The sequence below is a fragment of the Buchnera aphidicola (Ceratovacuna keduensis) genome (assembly GCF_039372665.1).
GTDB lineage: Bacteria > Pseudomonadota > Gammaproteobacteria > Enterobacterales > Enterobacteriaceae > Buchnera_G > Buchnera_G aphidicola_D.
In genome coordinates this window covers 85592-104077 of record NZ_CP134994.1, presented here as the reverse complement: position 1 = coordinate 104077, position 18486 = coordinate 85592, and the positions used below count along the sequence as shown (strand labels likewise).

Genomic DNA, 18486 nt, shown 5'->3' with positions numbered 1-18486 from the left:
AAATAAAAAATTGAAAAAAGACTTTTTGATAGAAATAATAACTGAAGAATTACCACCTAAAAATATAATGACAATTATAAAATCTTTTTATAGAAATGTAATTAATGAATGTGAAAAAAAGTTTATAAAATATAATAAAATAATATGGTATGCAACATGTAGAAGATTATCAATAAAAATCAATAAAATAAAATATAAAAAAATAATAATAAATAAATTAAAAAAAAACAAAAAAAAAATATTAGTAAAAATAAAAGAAGATATAAAAACAATAATACTTAATTCTATAAAAAAAATTAATTTTAAAAAAGTTATGCATTGGAATAATACAAAAATAAAGTTTATAAGACCAATTAGAAATATATTATGTATGTTAAAAAATAAAAAAATTAATTTAAAAATATTAAATATTAAATCTAAAAATTATACATTAGGAAATTTTTTTATAAAAAATAATAAAAAAATATATATAAAAAATGTATCTAATTATAAAAAAAAAATTAAAAAAGAAGGAAAAGTTATAATAGATTTTTTAGAAAGAAAAAAGAAAATATTAAAAGAAATTAAAAAAAAAATAAAAAAAATTAATGGAAAACTAATAATTAAAAAAAAATTTTTAGAAGAAATAAACTATATGATAGAATGGCCAAAAATATATATTGGAAAATTTAAAAGCAAATTTTTAAATATATATAAAAAACTAATAAAACATGTTGTAGAAAATACACAAAAATGCTTAATTATATATTCTAAATCAAATAATATTACAAAACATTTTGTAATAATATCTAATATATCTAAAAAAAACTCTTATAGAATAATATTAGATAATGAAAATATTATTAATGAAAAATTACAAGATATAATTTTTTTCTTAAAATTAGATTATAAAAAAAAATTAATAGAAAATTTAAATAAATTAAAAAAACATATTTTTCATAAAAAATTAGGAACATTTTTTGAAAAAACAATTAGAATAAAAAAAATATCATCTTGGATATCTAAAAAAATTAAAATAAACAAAAAAGATGTTATAAGAGCATCTTTATTATCTCAGTGTGATTTATTGACAAATATGGTGTTTGAATTTCCAGAAATGCAAGGATATATAGGAATGAAGTATGCAATTAGAGAAAAAGAAAAAAAAAAAATAGCATATTCTATAAAAGAACAATATTATCCTTTATTTTATAATTCTAAAATACCAAAAAATAAAATCTCGTGCACTATATCAATTTCTGAAAAAATAGATACTATAGTAGGTTTATTTATTTCTGGAGAAAAACCAAATAGTAAAAATGATCCTTTTTATATCAGAAAAAAATCAATAGGAATAATAAGAATTTTATTAGAAAAAAAATTAAAAATTGATTTAATTAAATTAATAAAAATTTCTATATATTTATATTTAAAAAATAAAATTGAAAAAACATTAAAAAATAAAATAATAAAATATTTTAAAAAAAGAATATTATCATTATTAATTAAAAAATATAATTTTAAAAAATGTTTTATAATGTCTTCTATAAATACATATAAAATAATACCTATAATAATATATAGAAATACATTACAAATATCTAATTATAAAAATATAGAAATTTTAAAAAATACATGTAAAAGAATAAAAAATATAACCAAAAATAAAAAAAATGTTAAAAATAAAAAAATAAAAGAAAAAATAATTAACAACAATATAGAAAAAAAATTATATTTTATATTAAAAATATTTAAAAAAAATATAATAAAAATGATAAAAAAATTAAAATATAAAAATATATTTTATTATATTAATATAATATGTAAAATTACTAATGTATTGTTTAAAAAAATTTTTATAAATGATAAAAATAAACAAATAAGAATAAACAGAATATTAATTCTCAAAGAAATAAATAAACAATTTAATAAAATAATAAAATTAAAATATATTTTAAATTAAAAATGTAATAAAAAATGTTGTTAATTTTATTAACAACATATAATTTTTAGAAAAATATATTATTTATTTTTCTCTTATAGTAGCATTAAATTTTTCTTTAACAATTTTTAATTTTTCTTTTATAAAATTATCTATATTAATTTCTTTTAAAGTTTTTTCTAAACTTTGAAATACTAATCTTATTGAAATACTTTTTTTATTACTAGAAATATTTTTTCCAGTATAAATATCAAAAATATAAATATCTATTAAATTTTTAAAAAATATTTTTTTAAAAAAATTTATTATATTATAACATTTTACATTTTCTAAAACTATAATAGAAATATCTCTATTAATTTTAGGATATTCTGAAATTTTTTCTATATTTGAAATTTCTTTTTTACTAATATTTTCTATACAAATTTCAAATAAAAATAAATCAACATTTTTATTAAAATTAAAATTTTTTAAAACATTTTTATCTAATTTTCCAATTTTTCCAATATATTTTTTATTTAAAAATATAGCAGAACTAATTTTTTTATCAAAACCTATAAAATTTTTACTTATATATTTTATATTATTATTTAATCTAAAAATTTCAAAAATATATTCTAAATCACCTTTTAAATCATAAAAATCTAGTTCTTTATTTGTTGAATTAAAATTTTCACAATTAGAATTTTTATAAATTAAACAAGATAAAAATTTTTTCTGATCAATTCCTAAATATTTTTTTTTATTTTTAAAGTAACATAATCCTAATTCAAAAATTTTAATAAAATTATTTTGTCTATTTATATTATATACAAAATTTTCTAATAAACCTGGAAACAAAGAAGATCTCATAACAGACATATTTTTAGAAATTGGATTTTTTACATCTATATAATTTGAAATATTAGAAAATAATTTCTGATTATTAAAATTTATAAAACTATAATTTATAACTTCACTATAACCTTTAGATATTAAAAAAAACTTTATTTCTTTAAAAAAATTATTTTTATTATAATTTTTATAAGTAATATTATATTTGTCACATGGTGATGAATAAGGTATATTATCAATTCCATAAAATCTTATTATATCAGATATAACATCTTCTTCAATTAATATATCATTTCTATAACTTGGTACAAAAACTTCAAATTTATTTTTATATTTCAAAAATGTATAATTTAATTTTTTTAATATATTTTCTATTATATCATTTTTTAATGAACATCCAATAATTCTACTTATATTTTTATTATATAAAAAAATATTTTTTTTATTATTTTTTTTTAAATCATTAAAATTAACTATTTTTTTAGAATAACCACCACAAACCATTAAAATTATTTTTGTAATATATTTTAATGCAAAAAGTTGAGAATCAATATTACTACTATGATAAAAATAATTTATTTTTCTATTATTAAAATCAATTTTTTTATTATTTGTAAAAATATTTTTTTTTAAAAATAAAGAACCTAAAAATATGTTTGCATAATTTTTAATATAACCATATTTTTCAATATTAAAATTATTTCCAAAAACTAATATTTTTTTTTTATTGCATAATACTATACTATTTTTTTTTAAAAAAATTTTTTTTTTAAATACATTGATTTCCTTGGAACATTTTAAAACTTTTATAAAAATTTTTTTATTAAAATCATTAAATTCAAAAAAATGAAAATGTTCTCCAGTTTCTAAATATACATAATTTATAATATCATATAATACATTTTGACTTTTTATATTAGATATTTTTAGTCTTTTAGAAATCCATAATGGAGTTTTAATGTTCATATTTAATTTAATTAATTTTCTTCCTAAATAACAATAATTATTTATTTTTTTTTCTATTAAAACTTTTATATAATGTTTATTATATTTTTTTTCTATTAAATTGTTTTTAAAATAATTAAAATTTATATTATAAATAGCATATATTTCTCTACAAATTCCAATTATATTTAATTCTTTTAATCTATTATAAGGAATATTAAATTTAAATATATTATCAAAAATTTTTATTTTTTTTAAAATATTTTCATTTAAATCAAAACAACTAGGTAGTTTTACTGGAATATTTTTTATATTTGAAATACCTATAGAAAAAGGAGAACAAATAAAAAATTTAGAATTATAATGATGATATTTTAACAAAGAAGAATATACTATTTGAGAAAATTGATTTTTAGAAGTTGAAACAATAATTTTACTTTTAATTTTACAATTAAATAAAGAAAATGATTTTATAACAATATTTTTTTTTATTTTTATAGAATATATAAAAAATTTTTTTTTATCTAAAAAAATTTCTTTTTTTAAAATTATTTTACCAACCATTAAATTATCATAATTCATGCATATTTTATTATATTTTTCTACTTCTATACCTATTTTAGTTAAATTTTTACAAACTTTTTCAAAATTTATTGGAAAATTTATCCATTCCATTATCCAGTTTTTACTAATCTTCATATTATACCTTTTTATTTAAATTTATTTAAAAAACTTAAATTATTTTCAAAAAAATATCTTAAATCTAATATTCCATATTTCAACATTGTTAATCTTTCTATACCAATTCCAAAAGCACATCCAATATATTTTTTATAATCAATTTTCATATTTTTTAATACATTAGGATGAACCATTCCACATCCTAATATTTCAAGCCATTTTCCATTTTTTTCTTTAATGTCTACTTCTGCTGAAGGTACAGTAAATGGAAAATAAGAACTTCTAAATCTTATAGAAATATCACTATTAAAAAAATTTTTTAAAAAATTTTTTATTATCCATTTTAAATTAGAAAAATTTATTTTTTTATTTATAATTAATCCTTCTATTTGATGAAACATTGGTGTATGTTTTATATCATTATCATTTCTGTACACTTTACCTATAGAAATAATTTTAATAGGCAAATTTTTATTTTTCATAATATGAATTTGTACATTTGAAGTTTGAGTTCTTAACAAAATATTTTTATTTATCCAAAAAGTATCCTGTAAATTTCTAGAAGGATGATGTTTAGGTATATTTAAAGCAGTAAAATTATGATATTTATCTTCAATTTCATATCCAGTTATTATATTAAAACCAATATTATAAAAAAAATTTTCTATTTTACTAATCGAACTACTTATTGGATGAATAGATCCTTTTAAAGATTTTTTTCCTTGTAAAGAAACATCAAAAAATATTTTTTTTTTATTTTTTTTTATAAATTTATTTTTTATATATTTTTCTTTTAAAAAAATATTTTTTTTTATTATATTTATAGATCTATTTATTAATTTTCCAAAAATAATTTTTTTATCTTTTTTTAAAAATTTTATTTTTTTTATATTAATATATAAATAACTACTCTTACCCAAAATTCTTTTTTTTATTTTTTTTAATTCATAAAAACTATTTATATTTTTTATAATAATAATCACTAATTTTAAAAATATATGAATTTTATTTATGTTCATGTTATTGTAAAACTAAGTTTTAAAAATTTTTAATATTAAAAAAGCTTCCTTTTAATGGAAGCTTTTTTAATATTAAAAAATCAAAAAAAATAAAAATTTTATATTTTTTTTTTAACTTCTAAAATTAAATTCTTAAATAAATTTTTATTATAAATAGCAATTTCTGAAAGAATTTTTCTATTAATAATAATATTAGAAATTTTTAATCCATATAAAAAATTACTATAAGACAAATTATATAATCTACTTTCTGCATTTATCCTAGATATCCATAATTTTCTAAACTGACGTTTTTTTTGACGTCTATCTCTATATGAATATTGAGAAGCTTTTATAACAGCTTGATTGGCTACTCTATATATTCTGGATCTGGCCCCATAATATCCTTTAGCTTTTTTCAGAACCTTTTTGTGACGAGCTCTAGCAATTACACCTCGTTTTATTCTTGTCATATATTTCTCATTTTTAAAAAAAATAAAAATAATTAGAACAAAAAAAATACATTATACATATGGAATAAACAAACGAATTCTTTTTCTATCATGTTTTGATACAATATTTTTTTTTCTAAGTTTTCTTTTATAATTACTACTTTTTTTAGTAAGCAAATGACGTAAATTACTTTTTTTCCTTTTAAATAAACCAGTAGAAGTCTTCTTAAATCTTTTATAAGCACTTTTTAAAGTTTTGTTTTTAATCATAAATATAAATTTCCTAAAACATTTATTTAATATTTTAATTTAAATATTTTATTTTTTTTTAGAAGATAATAACATTATCATCTGTCTTCCTTCAATTTTTCTAGGAAAAAAATCTACTGTAGAAATATCAGATAAATCATTTTTAACTCTATGTAAAACATTTATTCCAATTTCTTTATGAGTCATTTCCCTTCCTCTAAATCTAATAGTAATTTTCACTTTATTTCCTAATAATAAAAATTTTTTTAGTCTTCTTAACTTTACTTGATAATCTCCTTCAAAAGTAACAGGTCTAAATTTTATTTCTTTAATTTGAATTTTTTTTTGATTTTTATTTTGAAATTTAGAATTTTTATTTTTTTCATATAAAAATTTTCCATAATTCATTATTCTGCAAACAGGAGGAAAAGAATTAGGATTAATTTCAACTAAATCACAATTAATCTTTTCTGATTCCATTATAGCTTCTTCTAAATTAACTATCCCTATTAAATTACCATCAATTCCTATTAAACGAACTTTATTTGCTGTTATTTGTTTATTTATCTTATTATTTTTAGCAAATTTATTTTTTTTTTTTAATTTAATACTGTATTTCCTCTAAGTTAAAAACTATAAGAATATATTTTTTTTGAAATTTGTTTTATAAAATCTTCAACAAAAACTCTATTAGTTATTTTTCCATTAAAATCTCTTACTGTTAAACTTGAACTTTTCATTTCCATGTCTCCACATATTAAAATATATGGAATTTTTATAGTAGAATATTTTCTTATTTTAGAACTTATAGTAACATTATTTGTATCATAAATAACTCTAAAATCATTTTTAATTAATTTTTTAGAAATATTTTTTACATAATATTTATGTTTTTTAGATACACTTATTATAACTATTTGTATAGGAGATATCCATAAAGGTAAATTTCCATAATATTCTTCTAACAATATTCCTATAAATCTTTCAATAGATCCTAAAATTGCTCTATGTATTATTATAGGATTTTTTTTTATATTATATTTATTAATATAAAAAACTTTTAAACGTTTAGCAATATAAAAGTCTAATTGAATAGTTCCACATTGCCAATTTCTATATAAACGATCCTCTAAAATGAATTCTATTTTTGGTCCATAAAATGCACCATCACCATGTTTAAAATTAAAATTTATATTATTGTTTTTTAAAATTTTATATAAAATTTCTTCTGAAAATTTCCAAGTATTATCATCTCCAATACTATTTTTTGGTCTAGTAGAAAAATGTATTTTTATATTTTTAAAATTAAAAACTTTATAAATTTTAAATATCATTCTAATACATTTATTTATTTCTTTTTCAAACTGACTTTTTCTGCAAAATATATGTGCATCATCTTGAGTAAAAGATCTAGTTCTCATTAATCCATGAAGAGAACCTGAATATTCATTTCTATGACAAATTCCAAATTCAGATAATCTTATAGGTAAATCTTTATAAGATCTTATAGTTTGATTAAATATTTTAATATGACCTGGACAATTCATAGGTTTTATACAATAATCTTTATTTTCAGAAAATGTATTAAAAATATGTTCTTTATAACTTTTAAAATGACCACTTCTTTTCCATATATCTTTACTCATTATAATAGGAGTAATTACTTCTTGATAATTATATTTATATAAATATTTTCTTAAAAATTTTTTTAATAATTCAAATATTATAAAACCATTTTTATGCCAAAATATCATTCCAGGAGATTTTTTATCAATATGATATAAATTTAATTTAACACCTAATTTTCTATGATCATATTTATTTAAATCTATATTTTTTTTAATATAATATAACATTTTTTTTTTAGTAGAAAAAACAACTCCATATATTCTTTGTAAAACTTTATTATTTTTTTTACCATTCCAGTATACACCAGAAAATTTAGTTAAAAAAAAATTTTTACAAAGTTTTATATTATTAATTTGAGTTCCTGGAACAAAAGCAAAATGATTATTGTGAAAATAAATATTTATTAATTTTTTTTTATCTTTAAAAATATTTTTTAAAATAAAAACTTGATAATTTTCTTTATAAGAAGAAAAAATTTTTATTAATCTATTTATATTAAATTTTTTAGATCTTATACAATAATAATTTTTACAAAGTTCTTTCATTTTATTAAATATTAAACTTAAACTATTTTTATTTAAATTATTTTTCATTTCAAAATCGCAATAAAATTCTTTTTTACTAAAACCAAAACTTGCAAATTTAGTTTTAGGCCATAATTTTTTTACAGCATAAGACAATAATTGTATACAAGAGTTTTGTATAACGTTCAAAAATTCTTTTTTATTCATATTATTTATTAAAGAAAATTATTTATCTGTTAATATAAAATTGGCAATGTTAAATAATTTATTTTTTATTTTATAAATAAATATAAAATTAATATTTTATAAATTTTGTATTTATTAAAAAATTTTTAATGATTTTTTTTTTAATTCATTATTTTTTATTATTAATATAAAATTAATAATATACAAAAACTTCATTATAATTAATATATTATTTTTATTTAATTAAAAACATTAATGTAATCAAAAAAAAATATATAATTAAAATTTTGTACCAGCCAAAAATATAAGACTGGTACTAATTTATTAAAAACGATAATCTATAGAATCTGCTAAATTGTCTAAAATTTTTTCACTATCTTTCCAACTTAAACAGGGATCAGTAATTGACTTTCCATATATTAAATTATTTTTTGAATTAATATTTTGAGATCCTTCTTCTAAAAAACTTTCTATCATAACACCACAAATAAAATTATTTCCATTTTTTATTTGAGAACATATAGAATTAGATACTTCTAATTGTAAAACATGATTTTTAAAACAATTAGCATGACTAAAATCTATCATTAAATATTTTTTTAATCCATTTTTTTTTAGTAAATACATTGCATTTTTTATATCATTATCATAATAGTTAGGTTTTTTACCTCCCCTCATTATTATATGCAAATTTTTATTTCCTAAAGTATGATTAACTACAACATTTCCATATAAATTAGAAGTTAAAAATAAGTGTTCACAGCTTGCAGACTTAATTGCATCTATAGATATTTTTATATTTCCATCAGTACCATTTTTAAATCCTATAGCACAAGGCAAAGAAGATGCCATTTCTCTATGAATTTGACTTTCAGTAGTTCTAGCTCCTATAGCACCCCAACTTATTAAATCATATATAAATTGACCTATAGACATATCTAAAAATTCTGTAGATGAAGGAACTCCAATTTCATTTATATCTATTAATAATTTTCTAGCTATCTTAAGACCATCGTTTATTTTTAAACTTCCATCTAAATAAGGATCTATTATTAAACCTTTCCAACCAACTACTGTTCTAGGTTTTTCAAAATAAGTTCTCATAACTATTTCTAGTCTAGATTCATATTTTTTTCTTTTTTCAAATAATTTATTAGCATAATCAATTGCAGATTTAGTATCATGTATTGAACAAGGACCTATTATTACTAATAATCTTTTATCTTTACCATTTATTATATTACAAATTCTTTTTCTAGATTTTTTAACATTATTTATAACATTTTCGCTTAATTTATAACTATTATAAACTTCTATAGGAGTTACTAACTTTTCAACTTTAGAAATTCTTAATTTTTTTATTTTTTTCATTTTGTTCTCTATAACAATTTTTATAAAAATAAATATAAAAAATATTAGAAAAATATCGAAATGTATATACAATATTTTATCAAAAATTTAATAAAAATGTTCTTGCAATTTAAAATTTGTTATAAAATTTTTGAAAATATAAAATTTTTATAAAAAATATATCTTTAAAAAAAATTATACTTAGAACTTTTATTCAAATATAATATTATTAATCTATACATAATTAATAAAACTGTAGGACCTATAAAAACACCTATTATTCCAAAAGCTAATAACCCTCCTATTACACCAAACAATATTATAAAAAAAGGTAATCTTATTCCTAACTGTATTAAAGCTGGTTTTAACGTATTATCTAAAATACAAATAAATAAACTCCAAATTGTTAAAATAGATCCAGAAATAAAATTATTGTTTATAAATAACCATATTGATAAAGGAACTAATATAGGAAGTGGACCTAATTGTAAAAAACAACATAAAAATATTAAAAAAGAAAAAAAAGAAAAATATGGAATTCCAGATACTATTAATCCTATCCATCCAAATAATGATTGTACAAAAGTAGTAATTAAAACTACTATAGATATAGCTCTAATAGATTTTCCTATTAATAATAATATTGAATTCCCATATTTATAAGAAATTCTAATAGCAAAACTTTTTACTACATATACAAATTTTTCTCCATTATAAAAAAGTAAAATATTAAATATCAATATAAAATTTAATTGTATAATTATATAACTAAAATATCCTATTTTTTCAAAAAAAAATTCTGATAATTTAAATATATATGGTTGAAGATATTTTATAATATTAGAACTATTATTAATAGTTAATTTTTGATAATTATAAAATATTTTTTTTCCTATAAATGGTATATTCTTTAAAAAAATTAGATCTGGAATTTTGAAATCTTCAGAAAATAAAAACATTATAAAAGATTTAGAATTATATATTAATATATTAAAAAAAAATAATATCGGAACTAAAATAAAAATAAAAATAAAAAATGTCATAATTACTATTGCAATATAACGTTTATTAAAAAAAATTTTTTGTATTTTTATCATAATAGGCCAAGTAGAAATAACTATCATACATGACCAAATAAAACTAAATATAAATGGCCTAAGAATTAGAAAACTTAAAAATGACAATAAAAAAATAAAAATTAAAGAAAATATTTCTTTTTTAGAATACATAAATAATTTAGAATTTTTCATAAAAATCACCTAAAAAATTACTTAATTTAATTTTAATTAAAAAAAAATATTTTTAATCTTAAGAAAAATATACTTTTATTTTTTTAAAAATTTTTGTTAATAATATTTAATAATAAAATATTAAAAATATTTTTTAAAAATATTTTAATTATATAAATAATTTAATTTAAAAAAATTTAAATTTTTTATATAATATATAATATATAAAAAATTAAAAAATATTTATAAATAAGAAATATGGAAAAAATAATAGAATATAAAATAGATAAAAATTCAAAAAAAATTTTTATTACAAGAAAAGCAGAAAAACAAATAAAAATACTAATTAAAAAAAAATTTAAAAAAAAGATACTAGAAATTTATATAAAAAAATCTGGATGTGCAGGACTAGAATATAAAATGAAATTTATAGAAAATAAAAAAGATAATAAAAAAAATAAAAAATATATTATTTTAAAAAATAAAATACATATATTAATAAATAAAAAATATTTAAAAATATTAAATAATACAAAAATAGATTTTATAAAAGAAGGCATTAATAAAAAGTTTAAATTTATTAATGAAAAAATAAAAAATTTTTGTGGATGTGGAAAAAGTTTTAATATATAAAAAAATTATTTTTTCCAACATAATATACAAAATTTTTTTTTACCTTTTGATAATAAAGAATATTTAGAAAATATCTTATCTGAACTTTTAAAAATATAATTATAATTTTTTTTTACTATATTATTTATTTTTATACCACCTGATAAAATAATTTTTTTAGATTTACTTAAAGATTTAGAAAAAAAAGTTTTTAATAATATTTCTGATAAATTATTATTTTTATTTACATAAAATTTATTAATTCCAACATATTTTTTAGTTAAAAAATTAAAACTATTTTTATTTATAAAAAAAATTTTTTTTTTAAATAATATTTTAGAAATTTTTTTAACTATTTTTAAAAAATTTTTTCCATGTACAAATTTAGTAATAGAATTTGCTATATTTTTTCTGTTTTCTATAATATTTTTTATAGAACATTTTTTTTTTATTTTTTTTTTATCTAATATGCCAACAAAACAAAAAATTTTCATAAAATTATTAGTTTCTTCATCAGATATATTTAACCAAAATTGATAAAAATCATATACAGAAGTTTTTTTTTTATCTAACCATATAGAACCTTTGGAACTTTTACCAAACTTTTTACCATTTTTTTTTACAAATAATGGTATTGTAATACCAAATACTTTATTTTTATATAATTTTTTAGTTAAATTTATACCTGATACAATATTACCCCATTGATCTGAACCTCCTATTTGTAATATAGTATTATATTTTTTATTTAAATAAGAAAAATCATATGATTGTAAAAGACTATATGAAAATTCAGAAAATGACATTCCTTTATCTGATCTATTTATTCTATCTATAACAGAAGATTTATTTATCATGTTATTTATAGAAAAATTTTTTCCAATATTTCTTAAGAAATCTATTATATTGATATTACTAAACCATTTATAATTATTTAAAATTTTTACATTTTTGTTAAAAAAATTTTTTTTTAAAATTGATGATATCTGTAATTTTATTTTTTTTTGATATTTTAAATTTTTTTTTTTAGAAAATAATTTTCTTTCTTTTTTTTTAAAACTAGGATCACCTATTAAACTAGTACTTCCTCCTATTAAAAAAATTATTTTATTTCCGTATTCTTGCATTTTTTTTAAAAACAATATAGGTAAAATATGACCTACGTGTAAACTATCTGAAGTAGGATCAAAACCACAATATAATGATATACTATTATATTTTTTAGTAATTTTTAAAAATTTTTTTTTGTTTGTAATCTTATAAATAAATCCTGAATTTTTAAATTTATTTATTATTTCTTTATTTATCATAAAATTGTTCCTAAATATTATTTCATTTTATGAAATTTAAAAAAAAATATATATTTTATAGTATCATAAAAAATTAAATTGTTTGTACAGTATCTATATCAAAAAATATATTAATATTATTAATATATAAAAAATTTTTGAAATATTCTTTTAATTTTCTAAAAATTTTTCTTAAAAATAATTTAGATGAATGTGATAATAATATTTTTGAATAAAAATAATTATTATATTTATTAAAATAAATATTATTACAACTTATAAAAAAAAAATCTCTATTATCATAAATATATGATTTATTAAAAATTATTAAAATTTTTTTTAATAAAATAAAAACTTTTTTTTTATTTTTACTTTCTAATCTTATTATTGCATGAAAATTAAAAGGAGGCAAATTATATTTTTTTCTAATATATAATAAATATTCAGAAAAAATCATATAACCACAATAAAAAAATTTATTAAATAAACTATTTTTTATAAGTTTAGTTTGAATTATAATAGTAAAAGAAAAATTAAAATTATCCAAAAATAATCTAATTATACCATAATATTTCTGACTAAAAATTTCTATATGCTTAAAATATGGAAGATTAAAATAATAATCTATATAAAGTAATACTAATAAATCTATGTTGTTTAATTTATATTTATATATATTTTCATTTTTTATTAAAAAAATAGATTTAGATAAAAAAGAAAAATTATTTTTAATATTTTTTTCTTTTAAAAAAAATATAGGTATCTTTGGAAAAACTTCTTGTATATTTTTTATTAAAAAAGAAATATTACACTTTTTATAATAGAATTTTTTACTTCCACATTTAAAACAACTAAAAAAAATATTTTTATCAAAAAAACAAAATCTACAAAAAATTTTTTTTTCATAAATTTTAAATTCACAAATTTGATTACAAAAATTACATTTTAATATACTTTTACAAAAGTAACATTTTATAAAAAAAAATATATTAGATATGTTATCTATTAATATGCATATATTATTATTTTTTTTTAAAAATATATTAATTTTGTTTATTAAAGAAATAGAAAAAACACCTTTGAATCTTTCATTGTTCATGTTTATTAAAATTTTATTTAAATTTTTATAATAATTTATTATTTTATTAGAAATTTTTATTTTCTTTATTTTATTTTTATATACATTATGTAATGTATTTAATTCAGGTTCAGAGGATTCTAAAATAATAGGTATTTTTTCAAAATATGATCTTATTAAAAAAACATTTTTAATATTAAAAGTCCATTTATCTACAATTTTATAAGAATTACTATTTTCTTCATCTAATATTAATATTCCTAAATTTACAATTGGAACAAATATTCCTATTTTAGTAGATATTATTATAGCTGGATGTTTTTTTCTAAATATTTTCCAATAAAATGATTTTTTTTTTTCTGTTAAATTTGAATGATAAGAATATATAGAAACAAATATATTTTTTTCTATTTCTTTTTTAAACTTATTTAATAAATAATAATTAGAAACTATTAATAATATTTTTAAATTATATTTTAAAACTTTTCTAAATAATAAAATATAAAATTTAATTTTTTGATGAAATAAAGAATTAGTTAACAACCATACTTTAAAACTATTCAAATTTTTTATAATTTTTTCTAATTTTATTTCTATATTTTTTTTAACTTTAATAACATTTTTATTAATTAAATTAAAAATTTCATTATTTTTTTTTTTAAAAAATATATTTTTTTTTTTACATATATTTTCTTTTTTAAGTAAATTTAAAATATAATTTGATAAATTATATTTTTTAACATCATCAACATATAAAACATTTTTTTTTAATAATTTTATAATAAAAATTTTTTTTTTACACATTTTTATAATTTTTAAATTCAATTTTTTTCCATAATTTGTTATATACCAAAAATATTTTAAATTATGTTTAAAAATCTTACCATTTTTTATAAAATTAGGAATACCAAAAAAAATTATAAAATTTATAGAACATTCATAATATTCAGAACATTTTAATATAGTTTTCCACACAAAATTGTTAAAAATAGAAACTTTGTCAATAACATAATTTACATATTTTAATTTAAAATATTTTTTTTTATTATTATATATTTTATAAGATAATATTATTCCTATTATTTTTTTATTATTAAAATTTACTATTACTCTTCCTCCAATTATAGGAAATTCTCTAAGATTATATAAATATGAAAATATTTTATTAACAGGTATATTAAATGCTATTTTTACAATAAAAACAATGTTTTTCATATTTTTAAAAAAAAATAAAATTATATATAAATAATATCTATAGCAAAAATTTATAATAAACAAAATATCTAATTAACATTTTTAGTTAAAAATATGTTATTATATTTAAAAAATATAATTTATATATTATTAATTTTATAATAATATTATACGTCCGTAACTCAGCAGGTTAGAGTGCCATTATGACATGATGGATGTCAGTGGTTCGAATCCACTCGGACGTAAAAATTTTAAAAATATTTTTAATATTAAAAATGTTAATAAAAAGTATATTAAAACATATTAATAATAATCAAAAAATATTAGTAGCATATAGTGGAGGATTAGATTCCACTGTTTTATTATATCAATTAATTGAATTAAAAAAAAAAAAATTAAAAAATATAAAAATTAGAGCAATACATATAAATCATAAAATAAGCAAAAATTCTAAATGTTGGGAATATCATTGTTATAAAGAATGTAAAAAAAATAAAATACCAATTATTATAAAAAAAATAAAAAAAAAATATAATAAAAATTTAGAAAATTCATTAAGAAACGAAAGATATAATATAATAAAAAAAGAATTATTAAAAAAAGAAATAGTTGTCACAGGTCACCATTTAAATGATCAATGTGAAACATTATTATTAGCTTTAAAAAGAGGAAGCGGTCCAAAAGGTTTATCTGGAATTAAAAATTCAAAAATTTTTGGATATAAAAATCAACTTTTAATAAGACCATTTATAAAAATAAATAAAATAAAATTAGAAAAATGGGCTATTAAAAAAAAAATAAAATGGATAAATGACGAAAGTAATTTAAATACAAAATTTGAAAGAAATTTTATTAGACTAAAAATAATTCCAAAATTTGAAAGTAAATGGCCTTTTTTTTTAAAAAATTTATATAGAACTTCAAAAATATGTCAAAAAAATGAAAAAATATTAAATTTTTTTATAAAACCTATATTAAAAAAATGTAATATAAACAATACAGAAATAAAAATAGAAGAAATAAAAATTTTTCCAAAAGAAATTGGAATATTAATAATAAGAAAATGGATATATAATTTAACAAAAAAATTTTTATCATATAAAAGAATAAATCAAATATATAAAGATTTTGTCTTGTGTAAAAAACATAAAATATCATCTACAAACTTTAAAAATTATAAAATACAAAAATGTAAAAATATTATTTATTATATAAGAAAAATTGATAATATAAAAAATAAAATAATTTTTTGTCATTATCCATTTAAAAAAATTATACTTCCCGAAAAATTAGGCATATTAGAAATAAATAAAAAAGGTATGAAAATACCAGCTCCAAAAAAAAATGATTTAATAAATATAAGATTTCAATTTCAAGGAATTGTAAAAACAAATGAAAGAAATAAATCTTGTAAAATAAAAAAAATGTGGAAACATATAAATATACCAAATATATACAAAAATAATATTCCATTATTATTTTATAATGAAATTTTTATATCTGCAATAGGAGTATTTGTAATAATAAACAAAAAATACATTAAAAAAAATAAAATATGGAAAATATCTTGGAAAAATGATATATAGAAAAAATTATTTTTTAAATAGTTTGTTAAAATTTTTTATTGAAACTCTTTTATATAAAATTTTCATATTATAAATCCTGTGATTTAACAAAGGAAATTTTAAATTTTTAAAACTTAATTTTGAATTTAAAAAAAGTTCTACTTTTTTAGATAATTTAGGTAATATTGGTTTCATATAAGTCATTATTATTCTAAAAAAATTTATTCCTATAGAACAAACATTTTGAACATATAATAAATTAGAATCTTTTTTTACAAAAGACCATGGAGATTTTTTGTTAATATAAGAATTAGCAAAATTAGAAATTTTTAAAATTTCTATAATTATATTTTTATATTTTAAATGTTTGAAAAAAACATCAATTTTTTTAAATTTTAATAAAAAATTATTATATTCTGACATGTTTTCTAAATTTTTAGATAACATTCCATCAAAATATTTATTTATTAATTTTGAATTTCTTAAAGCTAAATTTATAATTTTATTTACTAAACCAGAATTTATTTTATATACAAAATCTTCTGCATTTATATTTATATCTTCTATTCCATTAGAAATTTTAGATGCATAATAATATCTTAAACTATCAGAATCAAAATATTTTAACCACTTTTTTGCACTAATTATATAATTTTTAGATTTAGATAATTTTTTATTATTTATTTTAACATAACCATGAACATATATTTTAGTTGGCTTTCTAAAAGACATAGCATGTAATAAAGATGGCCAAAATATACTATGAAAATGAACTATATCTTTTCCTATAAAATGATATAATTTAGTATTACTTTTTTTATTCCAAAATTCTTCAAAATTTAAATTACAATCTTTAGATAATTTTTTAAAAGTACTTATATATCCAATAGTAGCATCTAACCAAACATAAAAATATTTTTTTTTAAATCCTGGTATTTCAAAACCAAAATAAGGATGATCTCTAGAAATATTCCAATCTTTTAAACCTATATTGAACCATTCTAAAACTTTTTTCAAAATTTTATTGTTAAAAACATCAGAAAAAATCCATTTTTTTAAAATATTTTTAAAAGAAGAAATGTTAAAAAATAAATGAACAGTTTTTTTTAAAATAGGAGTTTTTTTTGAAAATGAAGAAATAGGATTTAATAAATCTGTAACTGAATAAAAAGCACCGCAAGAAGAACAATTATCTCCATATTCTTTAAAACTTTTACAAAATGGACATGATCCATATACATATCTATCAGATAAAAAAATATTTTTTGTATTATCATAAAATTGTTTAATATTTTTTTTATTTATTAATTTTTTTTTTTTTAAACAAAAAAATGCTTTTTTCACAAAAAATAAATTTTCTTTAGAATGCGTAGAATAATATTTATTATATATAATATCAAAATTGTACAAATCTCTTTTATGTTCTTTCAAAATTTTACATATTAAATGTTCTTCTGAAATATTGTTTTCATTAGCTTTTATAGTTATAGCTGTTCCATGAGCGTCATCAGCACATATAAACCAAACTTCATGATTTGTCATCCTTTTATATCTAACTAATATATCTGCTTGAATATGTTCTAATAAATGACCTATATGAATAGAACCATTAGCATATGGAAAAGCACATGTTATTAAAATTTTTTTTTTCATATTTTTATAAAAAATAAACTATAGTTAAAATATAATTATATATAAATAAAAAATAATATAAAATATTTTTAATTATATAAATTTTATAATATTTTTA

At 15.4% G+C, this 18486-nt stretch carries 14 protein-coding genes and 1 tRNA gene; 4 read left to right on the top strand and 11 right to left on the bottom strand.

The genetic code is table 11. The features are described from left to right. Positions 1 to 10: 10 nt before the first annotated feature. The gene (gene glyS, locus RJK19_RS00505; RefSeq protein ID WP_343184126.1) at positions 11 to 1942 is read left to right on the top strand and encodes a glycine--tRNA ligase subunit beta; all 1932 of its coding nucleotides are present in this window, start codon (positions 11 to 13) and stop codon (positions 1940 to 1942) included. Positions 1943 to 2005: 63 nt separating this feature from the next. On the opposite strand, the gene pheT is transcribed toward glyS, so the two are convergent. The 8 genes from pheT to ydiK all read right to left on the bottom strand — a co-directional run bounded on the left by pheT (position 2006) and on the right by ydiK (position 11019). Continuing rightward, on the bottom strand, positions 2006 to 4399 hold the full coding sequence (gene pheT, locus RJK19_RS00500; RefSeq protein WP_343184125.1) for a phenylalanine--tRNA ligase subunit beta: 2394 nt from the start codon (positions 4397 to 4399) through the stop codon (positions 2006 to 2008). An 11-nt stretch (positions 4400 to 4410) separates the two neighbouring features. Then, positions 4411 to 5400: a phenylalanine--tRNA ligase subunit alpha gene (pheS, locus tag RJK19_RS00495; RefSeq protein ID WP_343184124.1), complete on the bottom strand. Its 990-nt coding sequence runs from the start codon at positions 5398 to 5400 to the stop codon at positions 4411 to 4413. A 98-nt stretch (positions 5401 to 5498) separates the two neighbouring features. Then, positions 5499 to 5852: a 50S ribosomal protein L20 gene (gene rplT / locus RJK19_RS00490; RefSeq protein ID WP_343184123.1), complete on the bottom strand. Its 354-nt coding sequence runs from the start codon at positions 5850 to 5852 to the stop codon at positions 5499 to 5501. A gap of 51 nt (positions 5853 to 5903) precedes the next feature. Further along, the gene (gene rpmI / locus RJK19_RS00485; RefSeq protein ID WP_343184122.1) at positions 5904 to 6101 is read right to left on the bottom strand and encodes a 50S ribosomal protein L35; all 198 of its coding nucleotides are present in this window, start codon (positions 6099 to 6101) and stop codon (positions 5904 to 5906) included. Between the two features lie 48 nt (positions 6102 to 6149). After that, a complete protein-coding gene (gene infC, locus RJK19_RS00480) occupies positions 6150 to 6689 on the bottom strand; it encodes a translation initiation factor IF-3 (RefSeq protein WP_343184208.1) in 540 nt (179 codons plus the stop codon). Positions 6690 to 6706: 17 nt separating this feature from the next. Further along, complete coding sequence (gene thrS, locus RJK19_RS00475) at positions 6707 to 8440, bottom strand: threonine--tRNA ligase (RefSeq protein ID WP_343184121.1); 1734 nt, start codon at positions 8438 to 8440, stop codon at positions 6707 to 6709. 303 nt (positions 8441 to 8743) lie between these two features. Beyond that, positions 8744 to 9790, bottom strand: coding sequence for a 3-deoxy-7-phosphoheptulonate synthase (locus RJK19_RS00470; protein ID WP_343184120.1), 1047 nt, complete (start codon positions 9788 to 9790; stop codon positions 8744 to 8746). A 164-nt stretch (positions 9791 to 9954) separates the two neighbouring features. Next, entirely contained in the window at positions 9955 to 11019 is a 1065-nt protein-coding gene (gene ydiK, locus RJK19_RS00465) for an AI-2E family transporter YdiK (RefSeq protein WP_343184119.1), read from the bottom strand. A 237-nt stretch (positions 11020 to 11256) separates the two neighbouring features. On the opposite strand from ydiK, the gene RJK19_RS00460 reads away from it, so the two are divergent. After that, positions 11257 to 11631, top strand: coding sequence for a HesB/IscA family protein (locus RJK19_RS00460; RefSeq protein WP_343184118.1), 375 nt, complete (start codon positions 11257 to 11259; stop codon positions 11629 to 11631). A 5-nt stretch (positions 11632 to 11636) separates the two neighbouring features. Here the strand turns inward: RJK19_RS00460 and tyrS are convergent, their stop codons facing one another. Both tyrS and RJK19_RS00450 read right to left on the bottom strand, forming a co-directional pair. Then, positions 11637 to 12920: a tyrosine--tRNA ligase gene (gene tyrS, locus RJK19_RS00455; RefSeq protein WP_343184117.1), complete on the bottom strand. Its 1284-nt coding sequence runs from the start codon at positions 12918 to 12920 to the stop codon at positions 11637 to 11639. A gap of 73 nt (positions 12921 to 12993) precedes the next feature. After that, positions 12994 to 15192: a hypothetical protein gene (locus tag RJK19_RS00450; protein ID WP_343184116.1), complete on the bottom strand. Its 2199-nt coding sequence runs from the start codon at positions 15190 to 15192 to the stop codon at positions 12994 to 12996. Between the two features lie 150 nt (positions 15193 to 15342). Between RJK19_RS00450 and RJK19_RS00445 the strand changes: the two genes are divergently transcribed. Further along, a tRNA-Ser gene (locus RJK19_RS00445) sits at positions 15343 to 15416 on the top strand. Positions 15417 to 15446: 30 nt separating this feature from the next. Next, positions 15447 to 16757: a tRNA lysidine(34) synthetase TilS gene (gene tilS, locus RJK19_RS00440; protein WP_343184115.1), complete on the top strand. Its 1311-nt coding sequence runs from the start codon at positions 15447 to 15449 to the stop codon at positions 16755 to 16757. A gap of 6 nt (positions 16758 to 16763) precedes the next feature. On the opposite strand, the gene metG is transcribed toward tilS, so the two are convergent. Next, positions 16764 to 18389, bottom strand: a complete 1626-nt coding sequence (gene metG, locus RJK19_RS00435) for a methionine--tRNA ligase (protein WP_343184114.1) — start codon at positions 18387 to 18389, stop codon at positions 16764 to 16766. Between the last annotated feature and the right edge of the window lie 97 nt (positions 18390 to 18486).

Coding starts and splice junctions, on each gene's coding strand:
- pheT (WP_343184125.1), bottom strand. CDS start 4,399: ATGAAGATTAGTAAAAACTGGATAATGGAATGGATAAATTTTCCAATA.
- pheS (WP_343184124.1), bottom strand. CDS start 5,400: ATGAACATAAATAAAATTCATATATTTTTAAAATTAGTGATTATTATT.
- rplT (WP_343184123.1), bottom strand. CDS start 5,852: ATGACAAGAATAAAACGAGGTGTAATTGCTAGAGCTCGTCACAAAAAG.
- rpmI (WP_343184122.1), bottom strand. CDS start 6,101: ATGATTAAAAACAAAACTTTAAAAAGTGCTTATAAAAGATTTAAGAAG.
- thrS (WP_343184121.1), bottom strand. CDS start 8,440: ATGAATAAAAAAGAATTTTTGAACGTTATACAAAACTCTTGTATACAA.
- RJK19_RS00470 (WP_343184120.1), bottom strand. CDS start 9,790: ATGAAAAAAATAAAAAAATTAAGAATTTCTAAAGTTGAAAAGTTAGTA.
- ydiK (WP_343184119.1), bottom strand. CDS start 11,019: ATGAAAAATTCTAAATTATTTATGTATTCTAAAAAAGAAATATTTTCT.
- RJK19_RS00460 (WP_343184118.1), top strand. CDS start 11,257: ATGGAAAAAATAATAGAATATAAAATAGATAAAAATTCAAAAAAAATT.
- tyrS (WP_343184117.1), bottom strand. CDS start 12,920: ATGATAAATAAAGAAATAATAAATAAATTTAAAAATTCAGGATTTATT.
- RJK19_RS00450 (WP_343184116.1), bottom strand. CDS start 15,192: ATGAAAAACATTGTTTTTATTGTAAAAATAGCATTTAATATACCTGTT.
- tilS (WP_343184115.1), top strand. CDS start 15,447: ATGTTAATAAAAAGTATATTAAAACATATTAATAATAATCAAAAAATA.
- metG (WP_343184114.1), bottom strand. CDS start 18,389: ATGAAAAAAAAAATTTTAATAACATGTGCTTTTCCATATGCTAATGGT.